This window comes from Pseudomonas paraveronii, from assembly GCF_963681955.1.
GTDB classification, from domain to species: Bacteria; Pseudomonadota; Gammaproteobacteria; order Pseudomonadales; family Pseudomonadaceae; genus Aquipseudomonas; species Aquipseudomonas paraveronii.
This window is the reverse complement of record NZ_OY817130.1, coordinates 1,952,876-1,969,142: the sequence shown is the minus strand read 5'-3', so window position 1 is coordinate 1,969,142 and position 16,267 is coordinate 1,952,876. Positions and strand designations below refer to the sequence as shown.

General features: G+C 60.8%; 16 protein-coding genes. 8 read left to right on the top strand and 8 right to left on the bottom strand.

Annotated features, from left to right (window positions below):
- Nucleotides 1–684 carry an ABC transporter ATP-binding protein gene (locus U5A08_RS08980; protein WP_010176179.1) on the top strand — a complete coding sequence of 228 codons (684 nt, stop codon included), beginning with the start codon at nt 1–3 and terminating at the stop codon, nt 682–684.
- Nucleotides 684–3,194: an ABC transporter permease gene (locus U5A08_RS08975; RefSeq protein ID WP_321851237.1), complete on the top strand. Its 2,511-nt coding sequence runs from the start codon at nt 684–686 to the stop codon at nt 3,192–3,194. The genes U5A08_RS08980 and U5A08_RS08975 overlap by 1 nt, the downstream gene beginning before the upstream one ends.
- 44 nt (nt 3,195–3,238) lie before the next feature.
- On the opposite strand, the gene greB is transcribed toward U5A08_RS08975, so the two are convergent.
- Nucleotides 3,239–3,712 carry a transcription elongation factor GreB gene (gene greB / locus U5A08_RS08970; RefSeq protein ID WP_177033332.1) on the bottom strand — a complete coding sequence of 158 codons (474 nt, stop codon included), beginning with the start codon at nt 3,710–3,712 and terminating at the stop codon, nt 3,239–3,241.
- Nucleotides 3,713–3,837: 125 nt separating this feature from the next.
- Nucleotides 3,838–5,001, bottom strand: coding sequence for a hypothetical protein (locus U5A08_RS08965; RefSeq protein ID WP_321851235.1), 1,164 nt, complete (start codon nt 4,999–5,001; stop codon nt 3,838–3,840).
- A 257-nt stretch (nt 5,002–5,258) separates the two neighbouring features.
- On the opposite strand from U5A08_RS08965, the gene U5A08_RS08960 reads away from it, so the two are divergent.
- Genes U5A08_RS08960 through U5A08_RS08950 form a run of 3 tightly spaced genes read left to right on the top strand, consistent with a single transcriptional unit; the run spans nt 5,259 to nt 8,614 of the window.
- The gene (locus U5A08_RS08960; RefSeq protein ID WP_177033336.1) at nt 5,259–6,185 is read left to right on the top strand and encodes an ABC transporter ATP-binding protein; all 927 of its coding nucleotides are present in this window, start codon (nt 5,259–5,261) and stop codon (nt 6,183–6,185) included.
- Nucleotides 6,182–6,907 (top strand): ABC-2 transporter permease, encoded by a 726-nt coding sequence (locus U5A08_RS08955; protein ID WP_177033337.1) that lies wholly within the window; start codon nt 6,182–6,184, stop codon nt 6,905–6,907. The genes U5A08_RS08960 and U5A08_RS08955 overlap by 4 nt, the downstream gene beginning before the upstream one ends.
- A 15-nt stretch (nt 6,908–6,922) precedes the next feature.
- The gene (locus tag U5A08_RS08950) at nt 6,923–8,614 is read left to right on the top strand and encodes a Gldg family protein (RefSeq protein WP_321851233.1); all 1,692 of its coding nucleotides are present in this window, start codon (nt 6,923–6,925) and stop codon (nt 8,612–8,614) included.
- Nucleotides 8,615–8,618: 4 nt separating this feature from the next.
- On the opposite strand, the gene U5A08_RS08945 is transcribed toward U5A08_RS08950, so the two are convergent.
- The 3 genes from U5A08_RS08945 to U5A08_RS08935 form a co-directional block, all read right to left on the bottom strand.
- A complete protein-coding gene (locus tag U5A08_RS08945) occupies nt 8,619–8,927 on the bottom strand; it encodes a class I SAM-dependent methyltransferase (protein ID WP_177033342.1) in 309 nt (102 codons plus the stop codon).
- A gap of 260 nt (nt 8,928–9,187) precedes the next feature.
- Nucleotides 9,188–9,622: a DoxX family protein gene (locus tag U5A08_RS08940; protein ID WP_177033344.1), complete on the bottom strand. Its 435-nt coding sequence runs from the start codon at nt 9,620–9,622 to the stop codon at nt 9,188–9,190.
- A 103-nt stretch (nt 9,623–9,725) separates the two neighbouring features.
- A complete protein-coding gene (locus tag U5A08_RS08935; protein WP_253394291.1) occupies nt 9,726–11,153 on the bottom strand; it encodes an MltF family protein in 1,428 nt (475 codons plus the stop codon).
- A 236-nt stretch (nt 11,154–11,389) separates the two neighbouring features.
- On the opposite strand from U5A08_RS08935, the gene U5A08_RS08930 reads away from it, so the two are divergent.
- The 3 genes from U5A08_RS08930 to U5A08_RS08920 all read left to right on the top strand — a co-directional run bounded on the left by U5A08_RS08930 (nt 11,390) and on the right by U5A08_RS08920 (nt 14,246).
- Nucleotides 11,390–12,196: a TatD family hydrolase gene (locus U5A08_RS08930; RefSeq protein WP_253394289.1), complete on the top strand. Its 807-nt coding sequence runs from the start codon at nt 11,390–11,392 to the stop codon at nt 12,194–12,196.
- A gap of 96 nt (nt 12,197–12,292) precedes the next feature.
- On the top strand, nt 12,293–13,774 hold the full coding sequence (locus U5A08_RS08925) for a methyl-accepting chemotaxis protein (protein WP_253394286.1): 1,482 nt from the start codon (nt 12,293–12,295) through the stop codon (nt 13,772–13,774).
- A gap of 109 nt (nt 13,775–13,883) precedes the next feature.
- Nucleotides 13,884–14,246 carry an Mpo1-like protein gene (locus U5A08_RS08920; RefSeq protein WP_253394284.1) on the top strand — a complete coding sequence of 121 codons (363 nt, stop codon included), beginning with the start codon at nt 13,884–13,886 and terminating at the stop codon, nt 14,244–14,246.
- Between the two features lie 3 nt (nt 14,247–14,249).
- Here the strand turns inward: U5A08_RS08920 and U5A08_RS08915 are convergent, their stop codons facing one another.
- The 3 genes from U5A08_RS08915 to U5A08_RS08905 all read right to left on the bottom strand — a co-directional run bounded on the left by U5A08_RS08915 (nt 14,250) and on the right by U5A08_RS08905 (nt 16,261).
- Nucleotides 14,250–15,047: an acyl-CoA thioesterase gene (locus U5A08_RS08915; protein WP_253394281.1), complete on the bottom strand. Its 798-nt coding sequence runs from the start codon at nt 15,045–15,047 to the stop codon at nt 14,250–14,252.
- A 90-nt stretch (nt 15,048–15,137) separates the two neighbouring features.
- On the bottom strand, nt 15,138–15,899 hold the full coding sequence (locus tag U5A08_RS08910) for a CHAD domain-containing protein (RefSeq protein WP_321851229.1): 762 nt from the start codon (nt 15,897–15,899) through the stop codon (nt 15,138–15,140).
- 83 nt (nt 15,900–15,982) lie between these two features.
- A complete protein-coding gene (locus tag U5A08_RS08905) occupies nt 15,983–16,261 on the bottom strand; it encodes a hypothetical protein (RefSeq protein ID WP_017848818.1) in 279 nt (92 codons plus the stop codon).
- Nucleotides 16,262–16,267 lie beyond the last annotated feature (6 nt).

Below are 16,267 nucleotides of genomic sequence, written 5' to 3'. Positions count from 1 at the left end.
ATGGGCGCAAGCATTCTCACCGCGCGGAACCTTAGCAAAGTGGTTCCCAGCGCGGAAGGTGAACTGACTATCCTGCACGAACTGAGCCTGGAACTGAACAAGGGCGATAGCCTGGCTATCGTCGGTGCCTCCGGTTCCGGTAAATCCACCCTCCTCGGCCTGTTGGCCGGCCTCGACCTGCCCAGCAGTGGCGAAGTCACGCTCGCGGGGCAAGCCCTGAGCACCCTCGACGAAGACCAGCGCGCACGCATCCGCGCCGAACACGTGGGCTTCGTCTTCCAGTCATTCCAACTGCTCGACAGCCTCAACGCGCTGGAAAACGTCATGCTGCCGCTGGAGCTGGACGGCCGCAAAGACGCCCGCGAGCGTGCCAGGCACCTGCTCGAACGGGTCGGCCTGGGCCAACGCCTGACCCACTCGCCACGCCAACTCTCCGGGGGCGAGCAACAGCGGGTGGCGATCGCCCGCGCATTTGCCGCCGAACCTGACGTGCTGTTTGCCGATGAACCCACCGGCAACCTCGACAGCCATACCGGCGAGCGCATCAGCGATCTGCTGTTTGAACTGAATAAAGAAAGCGGCACGACACTGGTCCTGGTCACTCACGATGAGCGCCTGGCCCACCGTTGCCGACGCCTGATCCGCCTTGAAGCCGGCCTGATGGTCGCGCCCCTGGAGCCTTGATGGCACGTTTGCCGCTGCTGCGCCTGTTCAGCCTTGCCATGCGCCAATTGCTGCGCGATGCCCGCGCCGGCGAATTGCGCGTGTTGTTCTTCGCCCTGCTGGTGGCCGTCGCCTCCAGCACTGCCATCGGCTACTTCGGCGCGCGCCTGAATGGCGCCATGCTGTTGCGCGCCACCGAGTTTCTTGGCGCCGACCTGGTGCTCGAGGGCAGCTCACCCGCACGCCCCGAGCAAATCAGGTCCGGGACCGAACTGGGCCTGGATCACGCGCGCGTCGTCGAGTTCTCCAGCGTTATCGCCACCGATAACGGCATCCAGCTGTCCAGCATCAAGGCGGTCAACGAGCAGTACCCGCTGCGCGGCGAACTGAAAAGCGCAGCGGCGCCGTTCGGTGACGAAACCCCAGGCGGCGGCCCGAAACCCGGCGAAGCCTGGGTGGAGGCGCGGCTGCTCACGGCACTCGACCTGAAAGTGGGTGACAGCATCGACGTGGGCATGAAGCCCCTGCGCCTGACGCGCGTGCTGACCTATGAACCGGACCGCGCTGGCAATTTCTACAGCCTCACGCCAAGGGTGATGATCAACCTGGCCGACCTCGACGCCACCGGCGTGGTCCAGCCTGGCAGTCGCGTCAGCTACCGCGAACTGTGGCGCGGGGCCCCGGCCAGTACGGCACTGCAAACCTATCGCGACCTGGTCAAGCCGGGCCTCGCGGCCAACCAGCGCCTGCAGGATTCCCGGGATGGCAACCAGCAGATCGGCGGCGCCCTGGGCAAGGCCGAGCGCTACCTGAACATGGCCAGCCTGGTGGCGGTGCTGCTGGCCGGTGTGGCCGTGGCGCTGTCCGCCAACCGTTTCGCCAGCCGACGCTTTGATGCCAGTGCGCTGTTGCGCTGCCTGGGTTTATCGCGGCGTGAAGCCATGCTGTTGTTCAGCCTGCAACTCAGCGTACTCGGCCTGTTGGCGAGCCTGGCCGGTGCCCTGCTCGGCTGGCTCGCGCAATTTGGCCTGTTCTATTTCCTGCACGACCTGCTGCCGGCGGACGTACCACCCGGTGGGCTACTGCCGGCCATTGCCGGGATCGGCACCGGGCTGGTGGCCCTTGCCGGTTTCGCCCTGCCGCCGTTGGCGGCACTGGGCCGCGTACCACCGCTGCGCGTACTGCGACGCGACCTGCTACCTATCCCGTCCAGCACCTGGATGGTCTACGGCGCGGCGCTGCTTGCCCTGGGCCTGATCATGTGGCGCCTGAGCCTCGACCTGGTGCTGACCTTCGCCCTGCTCGGCGGCGGCGTGGTTGCGGCGTTGATTCTCGGCGGCCTGCTCCTGCTGCTGTTGCAGAGCCTACGCCGCCTGCTGGCCCGGGCGTCCCTGCCGTGGCGCCTGGGCCTGGGCCAGTTGCTGCGCTATCCGCTGGCGGCGGCAGGCCAGTCCCTGGCGTTCGGCTTGATCCTGCTGTCCATGGGTTTGATCGCCCTGCTGCGCGGCGAATTGCTGGACACCTGGCAAAACCAGTTGCCCAAGGATGCGCCCAACTACTTCGCGCTGAATATCCTGCCCGCCGACAAAGACGCCTTTGGTGCGCGCCTGCTCGAGCTGCAGGCGCAATCGGCGCCGCTGTATCCGGTGGTGCCCGGCCGGCTGATCAGCGTCAACGGCGAGCCGGTGCAGGAGATTGTCAGCAAGGACTCCAGCGGCGACCGTGCGGTACAGCGCGACCTGAGCCTGACCTGGGCCGCCGACCTGCCGCCGGGCAATGCCCTGACTGCGGGGACTTGGTGGGCGCAGCAACCGGATGATGAAATACCGGGTGTGTCGGTGGAAGCCAAGGTCGCCGAAAGCCTGAAACTCAAGCTCGACGACCATCTGGTGTTCACGGTGGCGGGGGAAAATCGTGAAGCTCGGGTCACCAGCCTGCGTACCATCAATTGGGATAACTTCCAGCCCAACTTCTTCATGATTTTCCAGCCTGGCACCTTGAAAGACCTGCCGGCCACCTACTTGACCAGCTTCTATCTGGCCCCCGGCCATGACCGGCAGATCGTCGACCTGTCCCGGGCATTCCCGGCCGCCACGATCCTGCAGGTCGAGGCCCTGCTGGAGCAACTGCGCAGCATCCTCGCCCAAGTGACGCTGGCGGTGGAATATGTGCTGCTATTTGTGCTGGCGGCAGGGATGGCGGTGCTGTTTTCCGGCCTGCAGGCCACCCTGGATGAGCGCATTCGCCAAGGTGCGCTGCTGCGGGCGCTGGGCGCCGAGCGCAAGCTGCTGGTGAAGGCCCGACGCATCGAGTTCGGCCTGCTGGGCGCGGTCAGCGGTTTGCTCGCGGCGCTGGGCACCGAGCTGGTGACATGGGTGCTGTACCGCTACGCCTTTGACCTGGCCTGGCACCCGCACGTGTGGTTGCTACTGCTGCCGGTGATCGGTGCGGTGCTGATCGGCGGTGCCGGGGTATTCGGGACGCGCCGCGCGCTGAATGCCAGCCCGCTGACGGTATTGCGCGAAGGTTGAAAGGACGATGGCCCGCAGCCTCAAAGACTGCGGGCCATGATTGCCTATTTCACATACTCGATACCGGTGATCCACCAGCACACCTCGCCGTTCGGTGTCTGCACGATGGCCTCGTCGTCGACTTGCTTGCGCAACAGCGCCCGTGCCATCGGTGAGTCGATGGAGATGTAGTCCATCCGCTCATAGATCTCGTCATAGCCGACGATACGAAAACGCTTGGTCTCGCCCTGCTCGTTTTCAATATCGACCCAGGCGCCGAAAAATACCCGCCCCTCCTGTTCGGGCATGTACTCCACCACGCGCATGTCTTCCAGACGCTTGCGCAGGTAGCGTACCCGCCGATCAATCTCACGCAGCAGCTTCTTGTTGTACTGGTAGTCCGCGTTCTCGCTGCGATCCCCCAGGGAGGCGGCCCACGTCACCTTGCGCGTGGTGTCCGGACGCTTTTCGCGCCACAGGTAATCCAACTCCTTCTTCAGCGCTTCATGACCTTCTTTGGTAATCAGCTTGGTACTCAAACGCGTGCATCCCCAGGCAATGTCCATTGATTCCAATACGCCGCAGCTTGAAGGCCCGGCGTCGACGAACAGAGGGTGATGATAAATGAACGGGGGAAAGTAGCCAGACCCACCGACGCCTCGCATCACAAGTGGGTTGCACCAAGATCGCTGCTGGGTTGAAGCAGCTCATTTCTCGCCAGGCCGTCCAACGCCTGGTCGAGCTCAAAGAGGACGGCCTGCACATTCTGGCGCAACCCAGGTAACTGCACGAGCAACGCCGCCAACGTCTCACTCTTCTGGCGCGCCCGTAACTCTTGCACCTCGACTTGAGTGACCCGCTCCTCCAAGACGCGGGCGCGCTCATCCATTTGGCGCTGCCCTTGCTGCTGCGCACCCAAGGCATTTGCCAACTGTGCCTCACGCCCTTCCAGCGCCTGAGCCTGCAACTGCAGGGCGCCCTCCTCCTGCGCCACCCGACGGGTCAGCTCCTGGCGTTTTTGCTCAAGCTCCGCCAGCCCTTGCTGCAGCTGAACCTGGCGCTGCTCAAGCACCTCTTCGCGCTTTTGCATCGCGAGTTTTTGCTGGGTCAGTTCCTGGGCGACGCGCGCGAGGTTGGTCAAGGTGCTATCCACCTCGAACAGCGAATTTTGCTCCTCCTGTTCGCTCAATGCCGGCGGCGCACTGGGTGCAACCACAACGGCCAGCGATTCATTTGGCGCCAAGACCTCTGGCGCCTGCTGCGGAGGTTGAGCCGGCTCCTGGATCATCACGGGCAAGACCTTTTCAGGCTCCTTCGTCACTTTGGGAGCCGAGACCATTCGGGAAGAAAAACGAATGGACGGGACAATCAGCGTGGGACTTTCAATCGCTTCTGACGCAGGGGCAGACGTCCCCAAGGTAATCACCTTCATCACCAAGGCTTTCTTGATGTTCATTGAATGATGATCTTCGGGCCTGGCGGGCGGCAACTTGCAGCCTTTCAAGTCGATAAAATGATAAGGAACCTGGCCGTCACCGACACTGCCCGATTTGGTACCGGACGCCGCCAGGGTCAGTATTTGTTTAAATACTCGCATCGCAACTTGCAGATCTTCCTGAGCATCCACCCCGCCCAAGAAGTACCGTTCAACTTTCCTACGTAATGCTGCGACATATACCCGGGAACTACCCGGTTCTATTTCTTCATCCAGACTGTACACAAGAAAGTTTGACGCGATCTGGGGTATAGCAAAACCACAGAGCAGAGCGCCGTTGACCGGCGTATCTTCACCCGAGCGTTCAAGAACTAGGGTACGTAGAAGCATCATAGTAATCGGGCCTCATGACAACAAGCAAAGCGTATATAAACATCAGATAAACATCCGACCATCAACATGCATTTATCACTCAACGATTGTTTCAGCGCGCTAATCGACTGAACGTAGGACTTCTCTTATTAATATACTTCAGTGCTTCCAAGCACGATGCATTGAACGTACCATTTTTAAACCCGAGCCCTGTATCACTCAATAAAGGCGCTTGCCTCTTCATTCTTCTTGCCTTACCCACCGAATAGAAAAGCATAATGATCGAGATAAGCAACCTCACAAAATACTTGAACAAAAAGAGTGTAATCAGCGATGTCTCATTTTCTGCCAAACGCCAAGAGTGCCTTGGGTTATTTGGATTGGAGGGGGCAGGTAAAACTACACTTTTGAAGATGATCGCCGGCGCCACCCAGCCCTCCTCGGGGCAGGTGCGGATTTTGGGGCTGGATACACAGACCCATGGGTATCACGCACGCAAGGCAATAGGCTATCAACCCGAATCCGGCGTCAACCACCCGACCCTGTCAGTCAAGAACTTGCTCAGCTTCATCGCCACCGTTCGTGGATTCCAGGGCGCGGAGAAGCGCAGGCGGGTGGATCGCGCCGCCAGCCGACTCGAACTCTGGCCAGTCCTCGGTTACCCGATCAACACGCTTCCGCCGGGCCTGAAACGCAAAGTCGCATTTGCCCAAGCCCTGCTGCACGACCCCGACGTGCTACTGCTGGACGAACCCGGCGAAGGCTTGGCGCCCCATCAGCAAGGGAAGATCAGCACGCTTATCCAGTCATTGGCCGACGAGATGACGATTATCGTTGCCTCACGCGATTGCGAAGCACTGGCCGGCGTCTGCACCCGGGCCCTGGTCATTGGCGGCGGTCGCCTGCTGGCGGACACCCCAATGCCCGAGCTACAGCGCAGCTCCCGGCACTTCCGGGCGGTCACCCTGGCGGCGAAGTCGGCCCTCGATTTGTTGGCACTCGCCGTGCTGCCCGGCGTGGCAGGTATCGAAGAGGACCGGCACGGTCCAGGCACGGTGACCGTTCTCGCCATGCCGGGACACTCCATCTACCCCGCCATCTGCGCATTGATTGCCAACCGGCGCTGGGAAATACACTCACTGAATCTGGAGCCAGGTCGCCTGAACGATGTCGTTCACCACCTGAGCCAGGAGGCATCCCATTGAACCTGCTGCCACCTGTTTTCAAACGCCAGCTTGCCAGCTATCTATCGGCACCTGCCACCTACCTGAGCATTGCAGTATTCCTGGTGCTGTCCGCCTTACTGGGATTGCACACAAGCCCATTGCTGGAGCGAAGCAGCAGCGACTTGCAGGGCTTTTTTCAATGGCATCCTTGGTTGTACCTGTTACTGATCCCTGCGCTGTCGACTCAACTTTGGGCGGATGAGAACGAGACCGGCTTTGGCGATTTCATGAAAACCCTGCCTGTCAGGCCCGCGGAACTGGTTATTGGCAAATTCCTCGCCGCCTGGGTCGTGGCGGGCCTGGCATTATTGCTGACATTTCCCATCGTGACGGTTGTCAACTTGCTGGGCACTGCGGACAACGGGGTCATTGCCTCACAATTTCTGGCCAGTTGGTTATTAGCCGGGAGCTATCTCTCTGTCGGTGTTTTTATTTGCGCACTGACCCGCCAACGCCTGGCCATTTTCATATTGACGCTGAGCCTGCTGTTATTGGCCAGTGGCGTGTCTTCGGTGTTGGATGCACTTGAGCGTCAAGCGCCCATCTGGATCATCGATAGTTTGACGTCTCTCAGCCCGCTCCTGCGTTTTGGCCTGATTGACCACGGGACACTTACCTTTCAAGACTGCGCGTATTTCATCAGCATGATCATTGCTTTTCTTGCTGCGACGACCGCGATCCTCAACTACAAGAACAGCTGAGAAGGAACACTCTCGATGCGATATCCATTGCGCACCGGCATGACACTTAGCGTCATACTGCTTTTGTTCCTCGCATTCAACTTGGTATGGGCAGTCAAACTTCCCGATCTACGCCAGGATTTTTCTCAACAAAAAACCAACACATTGTCACCCGAGGTAGTGCACTTACTCACCACACTGGAAAGTCCACTGGACTTCTACTATTTCAATTCAAGTCTACCGGCACAAAAAAGCAGCATCCTGAAACACTATGCCAAACGCGTTGAAGAAAAACTGAGAGCGTTCGAACACGCAGCAAACGGCAGGATCAATTTGCACATTATCGATCCCGCTCCCTTTTCAGAGGATGCCTACAAAGCAGGATTATATGGACTACGCGATCAACCGGGGTTCTTCGGTCTTATCGGCACTCGGGAGGGCCAAGCTGCCCAACGTATCCAATCGTTCGACCCAGAGAACGAGCCGCTGCTGGAGTATGAAATCAGCCACCTGATCACCCAGTTGCAGCATCCGGAGCCTGCGGTCGTTGGGCTGTTATCAGGGTTACCGGCAGAAGCGTCCATCGAACCGTTGGTGCTGGAATTGCACCGACATTTCGACCTACTGGAGTTGGAGCCGACTGCAGATCATATCCCCTCGCGGATCAAAACCCTGATGCTCATAAACCCCCGCGAGCTGCCGGAGAAAACGCTGTACGCGGTTGACCAGTTCGTCCTGAACGGCGGCAAACTGCTGATGTTTATCGACCCCCTCGGCAAAGGCGACTCAAAGGCAACAGCCTCGGCCACCAGGCTAGACGGGTTACTCGCCGGCTGGGGGGTCAGCATGCCGAGCAACAAGGTGCTGGTCGACCGCACCTATGCCCCATCGGAACATCAACCGGCCACATTCACCCTGCCACGCCAAGCGATGAATACCCATGATGTCAGCACCTGGAAGCTGGACACGGTGACCGTGTCGAACAGCGGCGCCCTGTTCTCCCTGGATAAAAGCCGGGCCACCTTCACGCCACTGCTGCGCAGCTCCAGACAGTCGTTACTGCTGGATTCAAGCGCCGTGGACAGCGCGTTCTCCACGCGTGGCGAGCATCATGTGATCGCTGCCCGACTCGAAGGGCCAGCCTATTCAGCGTTTGCCGACGGATTTGGCGGGCAGCCGCCGGGGCTGCAGAAGGCGACGCAGATCCAAGTGATAGTGGTTGCCGATACGGATATGTTGAGCAAGCCACCCAGCGGCTCCGCGCAAAACGCTAACAAACTGTTTGTAGTGAACGCTCTGGATAACCTCGCAGCACCGCAAGCCCTTGCGAATATTCGCCCGCGTGCAGTGACGGGCCACTCACTGAACCTGCTGGAGAAGCGCCGCGAGGCTGCCGAGCGCGCCTACCAGGACCAGGCCATCGAGCTGGAACGGCGCTTGGCACAAACGGAGAAGGAATGGCAGCGCCTTAACCCTGAGGGCACGACCCTGGGCACCGAGGCGGTCGATACCAACACCCAGTTGCAAGCGCTCAACAAGGAACGCCTGCGTTTACCGATGGAACTGCATGCGCTGAAAAACACCCTTTACGCGCCGGTGCAGCGCCTGGAACGCAACATACAACTGCTGGTGATTGTACCGTTGCCGGCACTGCTGGGCCTGATTGCCTGGGGGCTATTTCAATGGCGTCGCCGTCGTTGTCCGGTGCCGCCGTCGGCGTTTTATTGAGGGCTCAGCGCCGTGCGATCAAGCCTTGCCGGGCAATCCGCGTCAGTTGATGGATCACCTCAGCCGCATCTCTGGCGCTGGGCGCCTGGATCACCGCAAGGTCAAAGCTGTTGCTGGCAAAGCGCGCCAGGGAATCGCCATCTTCGACAAACTGGATCAGGAACGCCGAAGGCCGCCCGCCACGCCGCGGCCAACCATCCAGGTAACGCAACAGCGTCGGCTGGTGCTTGCCGCCGAGGAGAATTCTTGGATTGCGTTGATTCAGGTCCGCAGTGATCGGGGCCAGGCGTATGAGGGGGTGTGGTGCATTCATCGTGTCGTGTCTCTGCCTCAAAAGTCTGCGGGCAGGTGAGAGGCAACACCGAACCAGCGCTTTAGCGGTATTTCGAAGCCTGCGTCTTCAGTCAGAGCTGGCTTCTGTCGGGCTGCATCGAGTCCCAGTGGCGCCCCGCAATTAGCTGTTTAAATCGGCGCATAACCAACATCCTAGAGAAGCCGATGGGGCGGTGTCAAGAATCCCGCGCAACGAAAAGGCCCGCGCATGGCGAGCCTTCTCCAGGGGTTACAGGGCGATCAGTTGGCGATGGCGCGGTCGGCAGACAGTTTGCCAGCACCTTCGAACAGGACGGCCAGGGAGCCGCCGAGCAAGGCCAGGGCGAACTCATAACCGTTGTTCGCCATGAACAGACCGTTATGGATATGCACCGAGAAAATCGCCACCAGCGACAGAATAGTCAGGCCCAATGCCGCAGGGCGCGCCAGCAGACCGATGATCAGGGCCAGGCCGGCGAAGAACTCGGTACCGCCCGACAACAAGGCCATCAAGGTGCCCGGCGCCAGGCCAATGCTTTCCATCCACTGCGCGGTGCCCGCCAGGCCGTAGCCGCCAAACCAGCCAAAGAGTTTTTGCGAACCGTGGGCGGCGAAGATGATACCGACAACAATGCGCAGAACAGTCAGGCCATAGCCGGCGCGGGTGGACAGGATGCTTTTGATCAGTGGGCTCATGGTGATAATCCTTTTCAAAGTAGGGGTTGGTTGGCCGCCATATTAATCAGTTTATGCAATGATAAAAGCCGAAAAATTGCCTGATTAATATCTATAAAATCGATCACTTGCGTGAGGCGATTTTCGGCTCCAACGCCGGCGGCTCCAGGGAGTTCCGTTCCCGATCAAACGCCAGGTAGTACTTGTTGACGCTATTCACATAGCTGACGGCGCTCATCCCCACCTGCTCCATGGCAATGCGCTCGACCTGGAAGAACCACTGATTGGGGTTAAGCCCACGGCGCTTGGCTTCGGTACGCATGCCTTGCACGCGTTCCGGCCCCATGTTGTAGGCGGCCAGCACGAAAGCCATGCGCTCGCGCTCGTTGAGCTTGGGGCTGGCGAAAAACTTGCGGCGGATCATCGACAGGTAACGCGCGCTCGCCTGCACATTGCTGTCGAGATTCTCGATATTGTTCACCCCCACCCGCTGCGCCGCCGAAGGTGTGATCTGCATCAGGCCGGTCGGGCCACCGCTGCTGCGCGTACCTGGGTCGAGGGCGGACTCTTTGAAGGCCAGCGCAGCAAGGTTCAACCAATCCATGCCTTGCTCGCGCGCATGTTTTTGCAGGACCGGACGCAGTTTCTCCAGGCGCTGGCGGTCGATGCGGGCCAGCGGGTTGCGCACTTGGTAAAGGCGTCGATAAATGCGCTGAAACGCCACGTCCTGGTCGGAAGGCGTGCGGTAGGTCTTGAGGAAACGATCAATACTTGCGCGCAGCATCGCGGCGTCCTGCCGCACGAACCAGTACTCCTCGCCCGGCTCATTGATCGCCACCTGTTTGTCGAAGCGCAGTTTGGGCAGGATCTTCGACCAACGTTCAGCGATGGGCTTCTCGACGATGGTCAGGTGAAAGATGCCGGCCTGGACCATTTCCAGCACATCCTCCACCGCCAGGCTCGGGTCGACCCACTCCACCTTGATCGGCGGCTGCTTGTGCAGGGCCAGCTTCTGGTTGACCTGGTTGATCGAATCCGCCGCCGCGCTGCCAGTGGTCAGCGTCAGGGTGCGCCCGGATAGCTGCTCCAACTTGGTAAACCGCCGCTCCCCCTTGACCCCCACCAGCCATAACGGCACGCCACTGGCGATCGGGTCGCTCGCGCTGATCTTGTGCGCGGCCTTTACTTCCAGCAATTCTCCGGGAGCCACCAGGTCGCCTTCGCCACGCGCCAGCGCGCCGAGCAGTTGCCCCTTGGCCTTGGGGATGATCTTGAGATTGATGTCCTGGCCATCGCGGGCTTGGTCGTTGAGGTACTGCTCGAACGCACGCAGGCGATGGTATTCGACACCAATGGCCTGGCCCTGAATTTCACCGGAACTGTTGCGGCTCTGGTTGACCAGTACGCGCAGGGTGCGACTGGAGCGAATCTCGGCCAGGTCGCGCACCTTGCTCGGCTTGGTCACTTCCAGCGGCCCGTCCAGCCGCGCGACCGCCGCCATGGGCAGCAATAACGTCAGGCACAACATAAGTAACGCCGAGGGTCGGATCATCCGCTCTCCGGAAAGAATACTGGCCAGCACCTTCGCGAAAAACCAGGGGCTGGAGGTCAGAAACAGAGCGCTTTATGCGCTGACAAAGTACGCAACGGCGGCACCAGGGCAGACAACAAGCCAACCACAATGTCGCTTGCGACGTTCAAAGACAGCTATAACTCGTTGTAGTTCTTGATTTTTCTTATAAATCTACAGCTCTGATATGCTTTCCGGCCGCAGGCGGAGATAGCACCATGCAACTCATTGATATCGGCGTCAACCTGACAAACCCAAGTTTCGACGAGAAGCACCAGGCCGTTCTCGAGCGCGCCTATGCCGCCGGCGTGCAGCAATTGGTGCTCACCGGCACCCGTGTCGATGGCAGCGAACAGGCCCTGCAATTGTGCGAAAAACTCGATGAAAGCGGCCAACGGCTGTTCTGCACCGCCGGCATCCACCCCCACTCCGCCAGCGACTGGAACGGCGACAGCGCCCAACGCTTACGCGGTTTGCTCAACGACAGCCGCGTGCGCGCAGTGGGCGAATGCGGGCTGGATTTCAACCGCGATTTTTCCCCGCGCCCGCAGCAGGAAAAAGTCCTCGAAGAACACCTGGCCCTGGCCGTCGAGCTGAAACTGCCGGTATTTCTCCACGAACGCGACGCCAACCAGCGTCTGCTGGAGATCCTCAAGGACTACCGCGATCACTTGTCCGCCGCCGTGGTGCATTGCTTCACGGGCGAGCAGCAGGCGCTGTTCAGCTACCTCGACCTTGACTTGCACATCGGCATCACCGGCTGGATCTGCGACGAGCGCCGCGGGACGCACCTGCATCCGCTGGTCAGGGAAATTCCTCGGGGCCGCCTGATGCTGGAAAGCGATGCGCCTTACCTGCTGCCGCGCACCCTGCGGCCCAAGCCGAAAAACGGCCGCAACGAACCGGCCTACCTGCCGGAGGTGCTGCGCGAAGTTGCCCTGCACCGCAACGAAAGCCCGGAAGACCTGGCCCAGCACAGCACCGCCTGCGCCCGCGCCTTTTTCGGGCTGCCCACCGTGGTTTGATGTGACGCATTGACCCATATCAAAGTGACTTTTCTGAGTAACGGCACAATAATGGCACCTTGCCAATGCTGTTTCCGCTATCAGAGAAAACCTTCCATGGGTGCCTGGCTTAGCAATATCTCGCTGAAGTACAAATTCTGGGCCGTCAATGCGGTCGCTTTTATCACCACGCTGTTGTTGGTGTTATACGCCGTGCATCTCGAACAGCAGTCGCGCAGCCAGGCGTCCCAGTCCTCGGCACAAGCCCAGGCGCGCTTGCTCAGTGCCTGGCCGACCGACAAGGCGCTGCCCAAAGGTGAGGCGTGGCTGACGTTTGCCCGTGGTCAAGTCCCACAGTTGGCCGATCAAGATCTGTCAGACCTGAGCAGTGCCAGCGGCTGGGTCGAACTCAATCACCTGCCATTGTTCGGCGAAAACCCGTTGATGGGCGCTGAAGTGGTTGCCCGCGCCGACGGGCAACAGATCGCCGTGCTCGCTTACGCGCCCAGCCTGAGCCAGGTGTTCAGTGAGCGCTTCGCCAACTACGCGGTAGCGGTGCTGATCCTGATGCTGGCAATGCTCTGCGCTTCGCAGTTGCTGATCCGCTTCCTGCTCAGCCATCTCAACACCCTCAAGGACGTGATGCTACACGTCGAGAAAACCGGCGACCTGTCAGCGCGTGTCCCACTGGCCTGCGAAGATGAAGTCGGCCAGATGGCCAGCGCGTTCAATGCCATGCAAGCCGGCTACCAGCGGGTGGTCAACACCGTAGCCCGCACCGCCAAGCAGTTGGATGAAGGCGCCGCGCGGCTGGCCAGCAGCATGAACGAGGTGCAGCACGGCATGCTCGGCCAGCAAAGCGAAACCGATCAGGCCGCCACCGCCATCAACGAGATGACGGCCACCGTCCACCACATCGCCCAGCACGCCGGCGCCACTCGCGATTTGTCCCAGACCGCCGACACCCTGGCCGGCAGCGGCCGCGAAGTGGTAGACCGGGTGCAACGCTCGATTGCCGGGCTGTCCAGCGGCGTGCAACAGACCGCCGAAATGATCCAGAAACTCGCCGAAGACAGCCAGAAAATCAACAGTGTGGTCAGCGTGATCCACAGCATCGCCGAACAGACCAACCTGCTCGCGCTTAACGCCGCCATCGAAGCCGCCCGCGCCGGGGAAATGGGCCGCGGTTTCGCGGTGGTCGCCGACGAAGTACGCAACCTGGCCAAGCGCGTGCAAACCTCCACCGACGAAATCACCCACATGGTCTCGGCGCTGCAAGCCGGCACCCGCGATGCGGTGGACTTCATGCAGGAAAGCTCGTTCAAGGCCGACGACTGCGTGCAACAAGCCCAGGAAGCCGGCGCCGCACTGGCCGAAATCACCGGCGCCGTGGCGCAGATGCGCGAAAGCAACACCCAGATCGCCGTCGCCGCCGAGCAACAGAGCCATGTCGCCGAAGAAATGAACCGTGCAGTCGTGAGTATTCGTGATGTGACCGAAAACACCGTGCAGCAAACTGTCGATTCGGCAACCACCAGCAATGAACTGGCCACGTTGGCCGGGGAGCTGAGCAAAGCGATCGGGCAGTTGAAGCTATAAGCAATACAAGGCGAGGCTATGACCCCCATAGCCAGCCTTGATTCGCCGCGCCAGCCGACCCGACCTAAACTCTGTTCAAGTTGTTTCAACGGACAGAGGATTCACCATCATGGGCAAACGTCATCCCAATCTCCCCGCCTGGCAATGGCGTCAGTACCCGCAAAACCACCAGCACCCGACCAACCTGGCGTTGCACATGATCGCGGTGCCGCTGTTTATCATCGGGTTTCTGTTGATCGTTTCCGGAGTGTTCAGCCTGAGCCTGGCCAGTTTGGCCGTGGGTGTTGTCGGTATCCTGGCCGGCCTTGCGCTGCAGCGGCATGGCCACAATCTGGAAGCCCAGGCCAGTGAACCCTTCAGTGATCGCAAAGATGCCGTCCAACGCCTGCTGGTCGAGCAGTTCGTGACCTTCCCGCGCTTTGTGTTGAGCGGTGGCTGGTGGCGCGCCTGGCGCAAGCGCCACCAGCACTGAGGATCAGGCGAAGACCACCACGGTCTGGCGGCTGATGGCGATCAACTCGCCGGCCGGGCTCCATAGCGCGGCGGCGGCATGGCCGTAGCCGTCGCGGGCGTGTTCGATGGTGACGTGGTACTGGCACCAGTCAAGTGTGCTCAGGTCTTGCAGCGGCTGGATAAACTCGATGGTCCAGGTCAGGGTGCTGCCCGGCGCGGGCTTTCTAAGGTGCGGCAGCAAGGCCGGCGGCCAGGCGTCCACCAGGGCGAGGATGTGCGACTCGGTCAGCGGCTCCTCTTTCACATCGCCGCGCAAGCGCACCCAACCGCCCATGTCGCGGGAGGTGTTGCCGGTAAACGGCAAGCCGCCGACACTCCAGCGCATCGCCAGGTGCCGCATGAATTCCGGGGTGACGCCCTGGATGTAAGGCAGCTCCTGGCATTCATCCCAGTGCTTGAAGGTCGGCGGCGGTTCGCTCGCCACCATGACTTGCGATTCACGGGACGCACCGAAACTGGCCTGGACCAGGGTCGCCACTTCACCGTTCTGCACCACCCGGCCAAGCAATTGGCTGACGGCCTTGCCTTCGCGCAGCACTTCGACTTGGTAACTGGCGGGCACACCCGGTGCTACCGGGCCGACGAAGGTGATTGCCAACGAGCGCAAAGGCCGGTCGGCGGGGACTTGGGCACGCAGCGCCTCGTATTGCAATGCGGCCACCAGGCCACCAAAGCTCGCGCGACCCTGCGCCCATTCGGCGGGGATGGTGACCTCCTGCGGGTGGCTACGGGCGGCGTCGAGCAAATCACTAAAGCGCATGGCGACCTCACGTCAAAAAGACCAGAGGAGCGATCTTAACCAGCGCGCCCGCCAGGTACAGCGCCTATTCCGGCCAAAAACCGGACCGATTCAGAAACAATCCGCGCTGAGCTTGTCCAGCACCCGATCCGCCTCGCCTTCGGCCTGGGCCATGGTGCGACGCCATACCGTGACACACGGCTGCAGATCGGCTTGATGTTCAGCCTGGACCAGCCACTGCCAGCAATCGTGCCAATCGCCCAGGGCGCCTTGAGCTTGTTTCAGGCGCGACATGGCCTTGGCCGGGAGTTTGTCCAGCTCGGGGTAGGCTTCGGCGGCGTAGCGCACGCGCTTGATCAACAAGCGCAGACGATGGCGATCGTGGCTTGGGTCCTGCAGGGCGTCATCGAGTTTGCGCCATTGCTTGACCAGGCGTTTCTCGATACGCAGGCGCAGGCCCTTGAGCAATTTCTGGTGTTGCGACGCACGGATAAAACGCGGGAATGCATCGAGGATTTGCAGCAGGTGGGCCAATTCCTGGCCCTGCGCGACGTGGCGATAGGCATCGGGTTGCAGGCGCAGGCGGCGGTCGGCGGCGGCAGGGTGTCCATGCTGGAGCAGATACGCGGCCAGCACTTCACGATCACGCAACGGCGTGGTCAATTGGCCGACGGTGCGGGCGGCCAATTCGAGTTGTTCGACGCCCGGCAAGCCGCGCAAAGGTCGCAATAGGCTGCGCAGGCGCCGCACGGTGGTGCGCAAATCATGCAGGGCCTCATCGTCGGTGACGGCGGTGAGCCGAGCCTGGCAGCTCAGTAACCCTACTTCCAGGCCAATGACCTGAGCGACTAACTGATCTACCAAAGCTGACATGCTTTACTCCACTGACGACGAATAATCCCTGCATCACTCAAGATCAGTGACGCAGCCTCGTTGCACTCGGCAACTGCTACGAATCAGCGGCCGGCGCGAGACTCACGAATATAGAAACGCGCCTTCTCGGCTTTGTTGGCACAGCCTTCAAAGGCTTCGAATTGCTGCTGGGTCTTGGCGCCGGTCAGCAGGGACAAGGCCTTGGAGTAGCTCACGGTGCCGGCAAAGCCTTCGGCCTTGGCCAGGTCCAGCTCTTTCCACGCGGCGTCCAGTTGGCTGCCGCAGCTGTCGCGATAGGCGGTTTTCCCGGCGCAACCGGCCAGGGCCAACATGATCACAGGCACACACATCCAGGCTTTCATCGATGA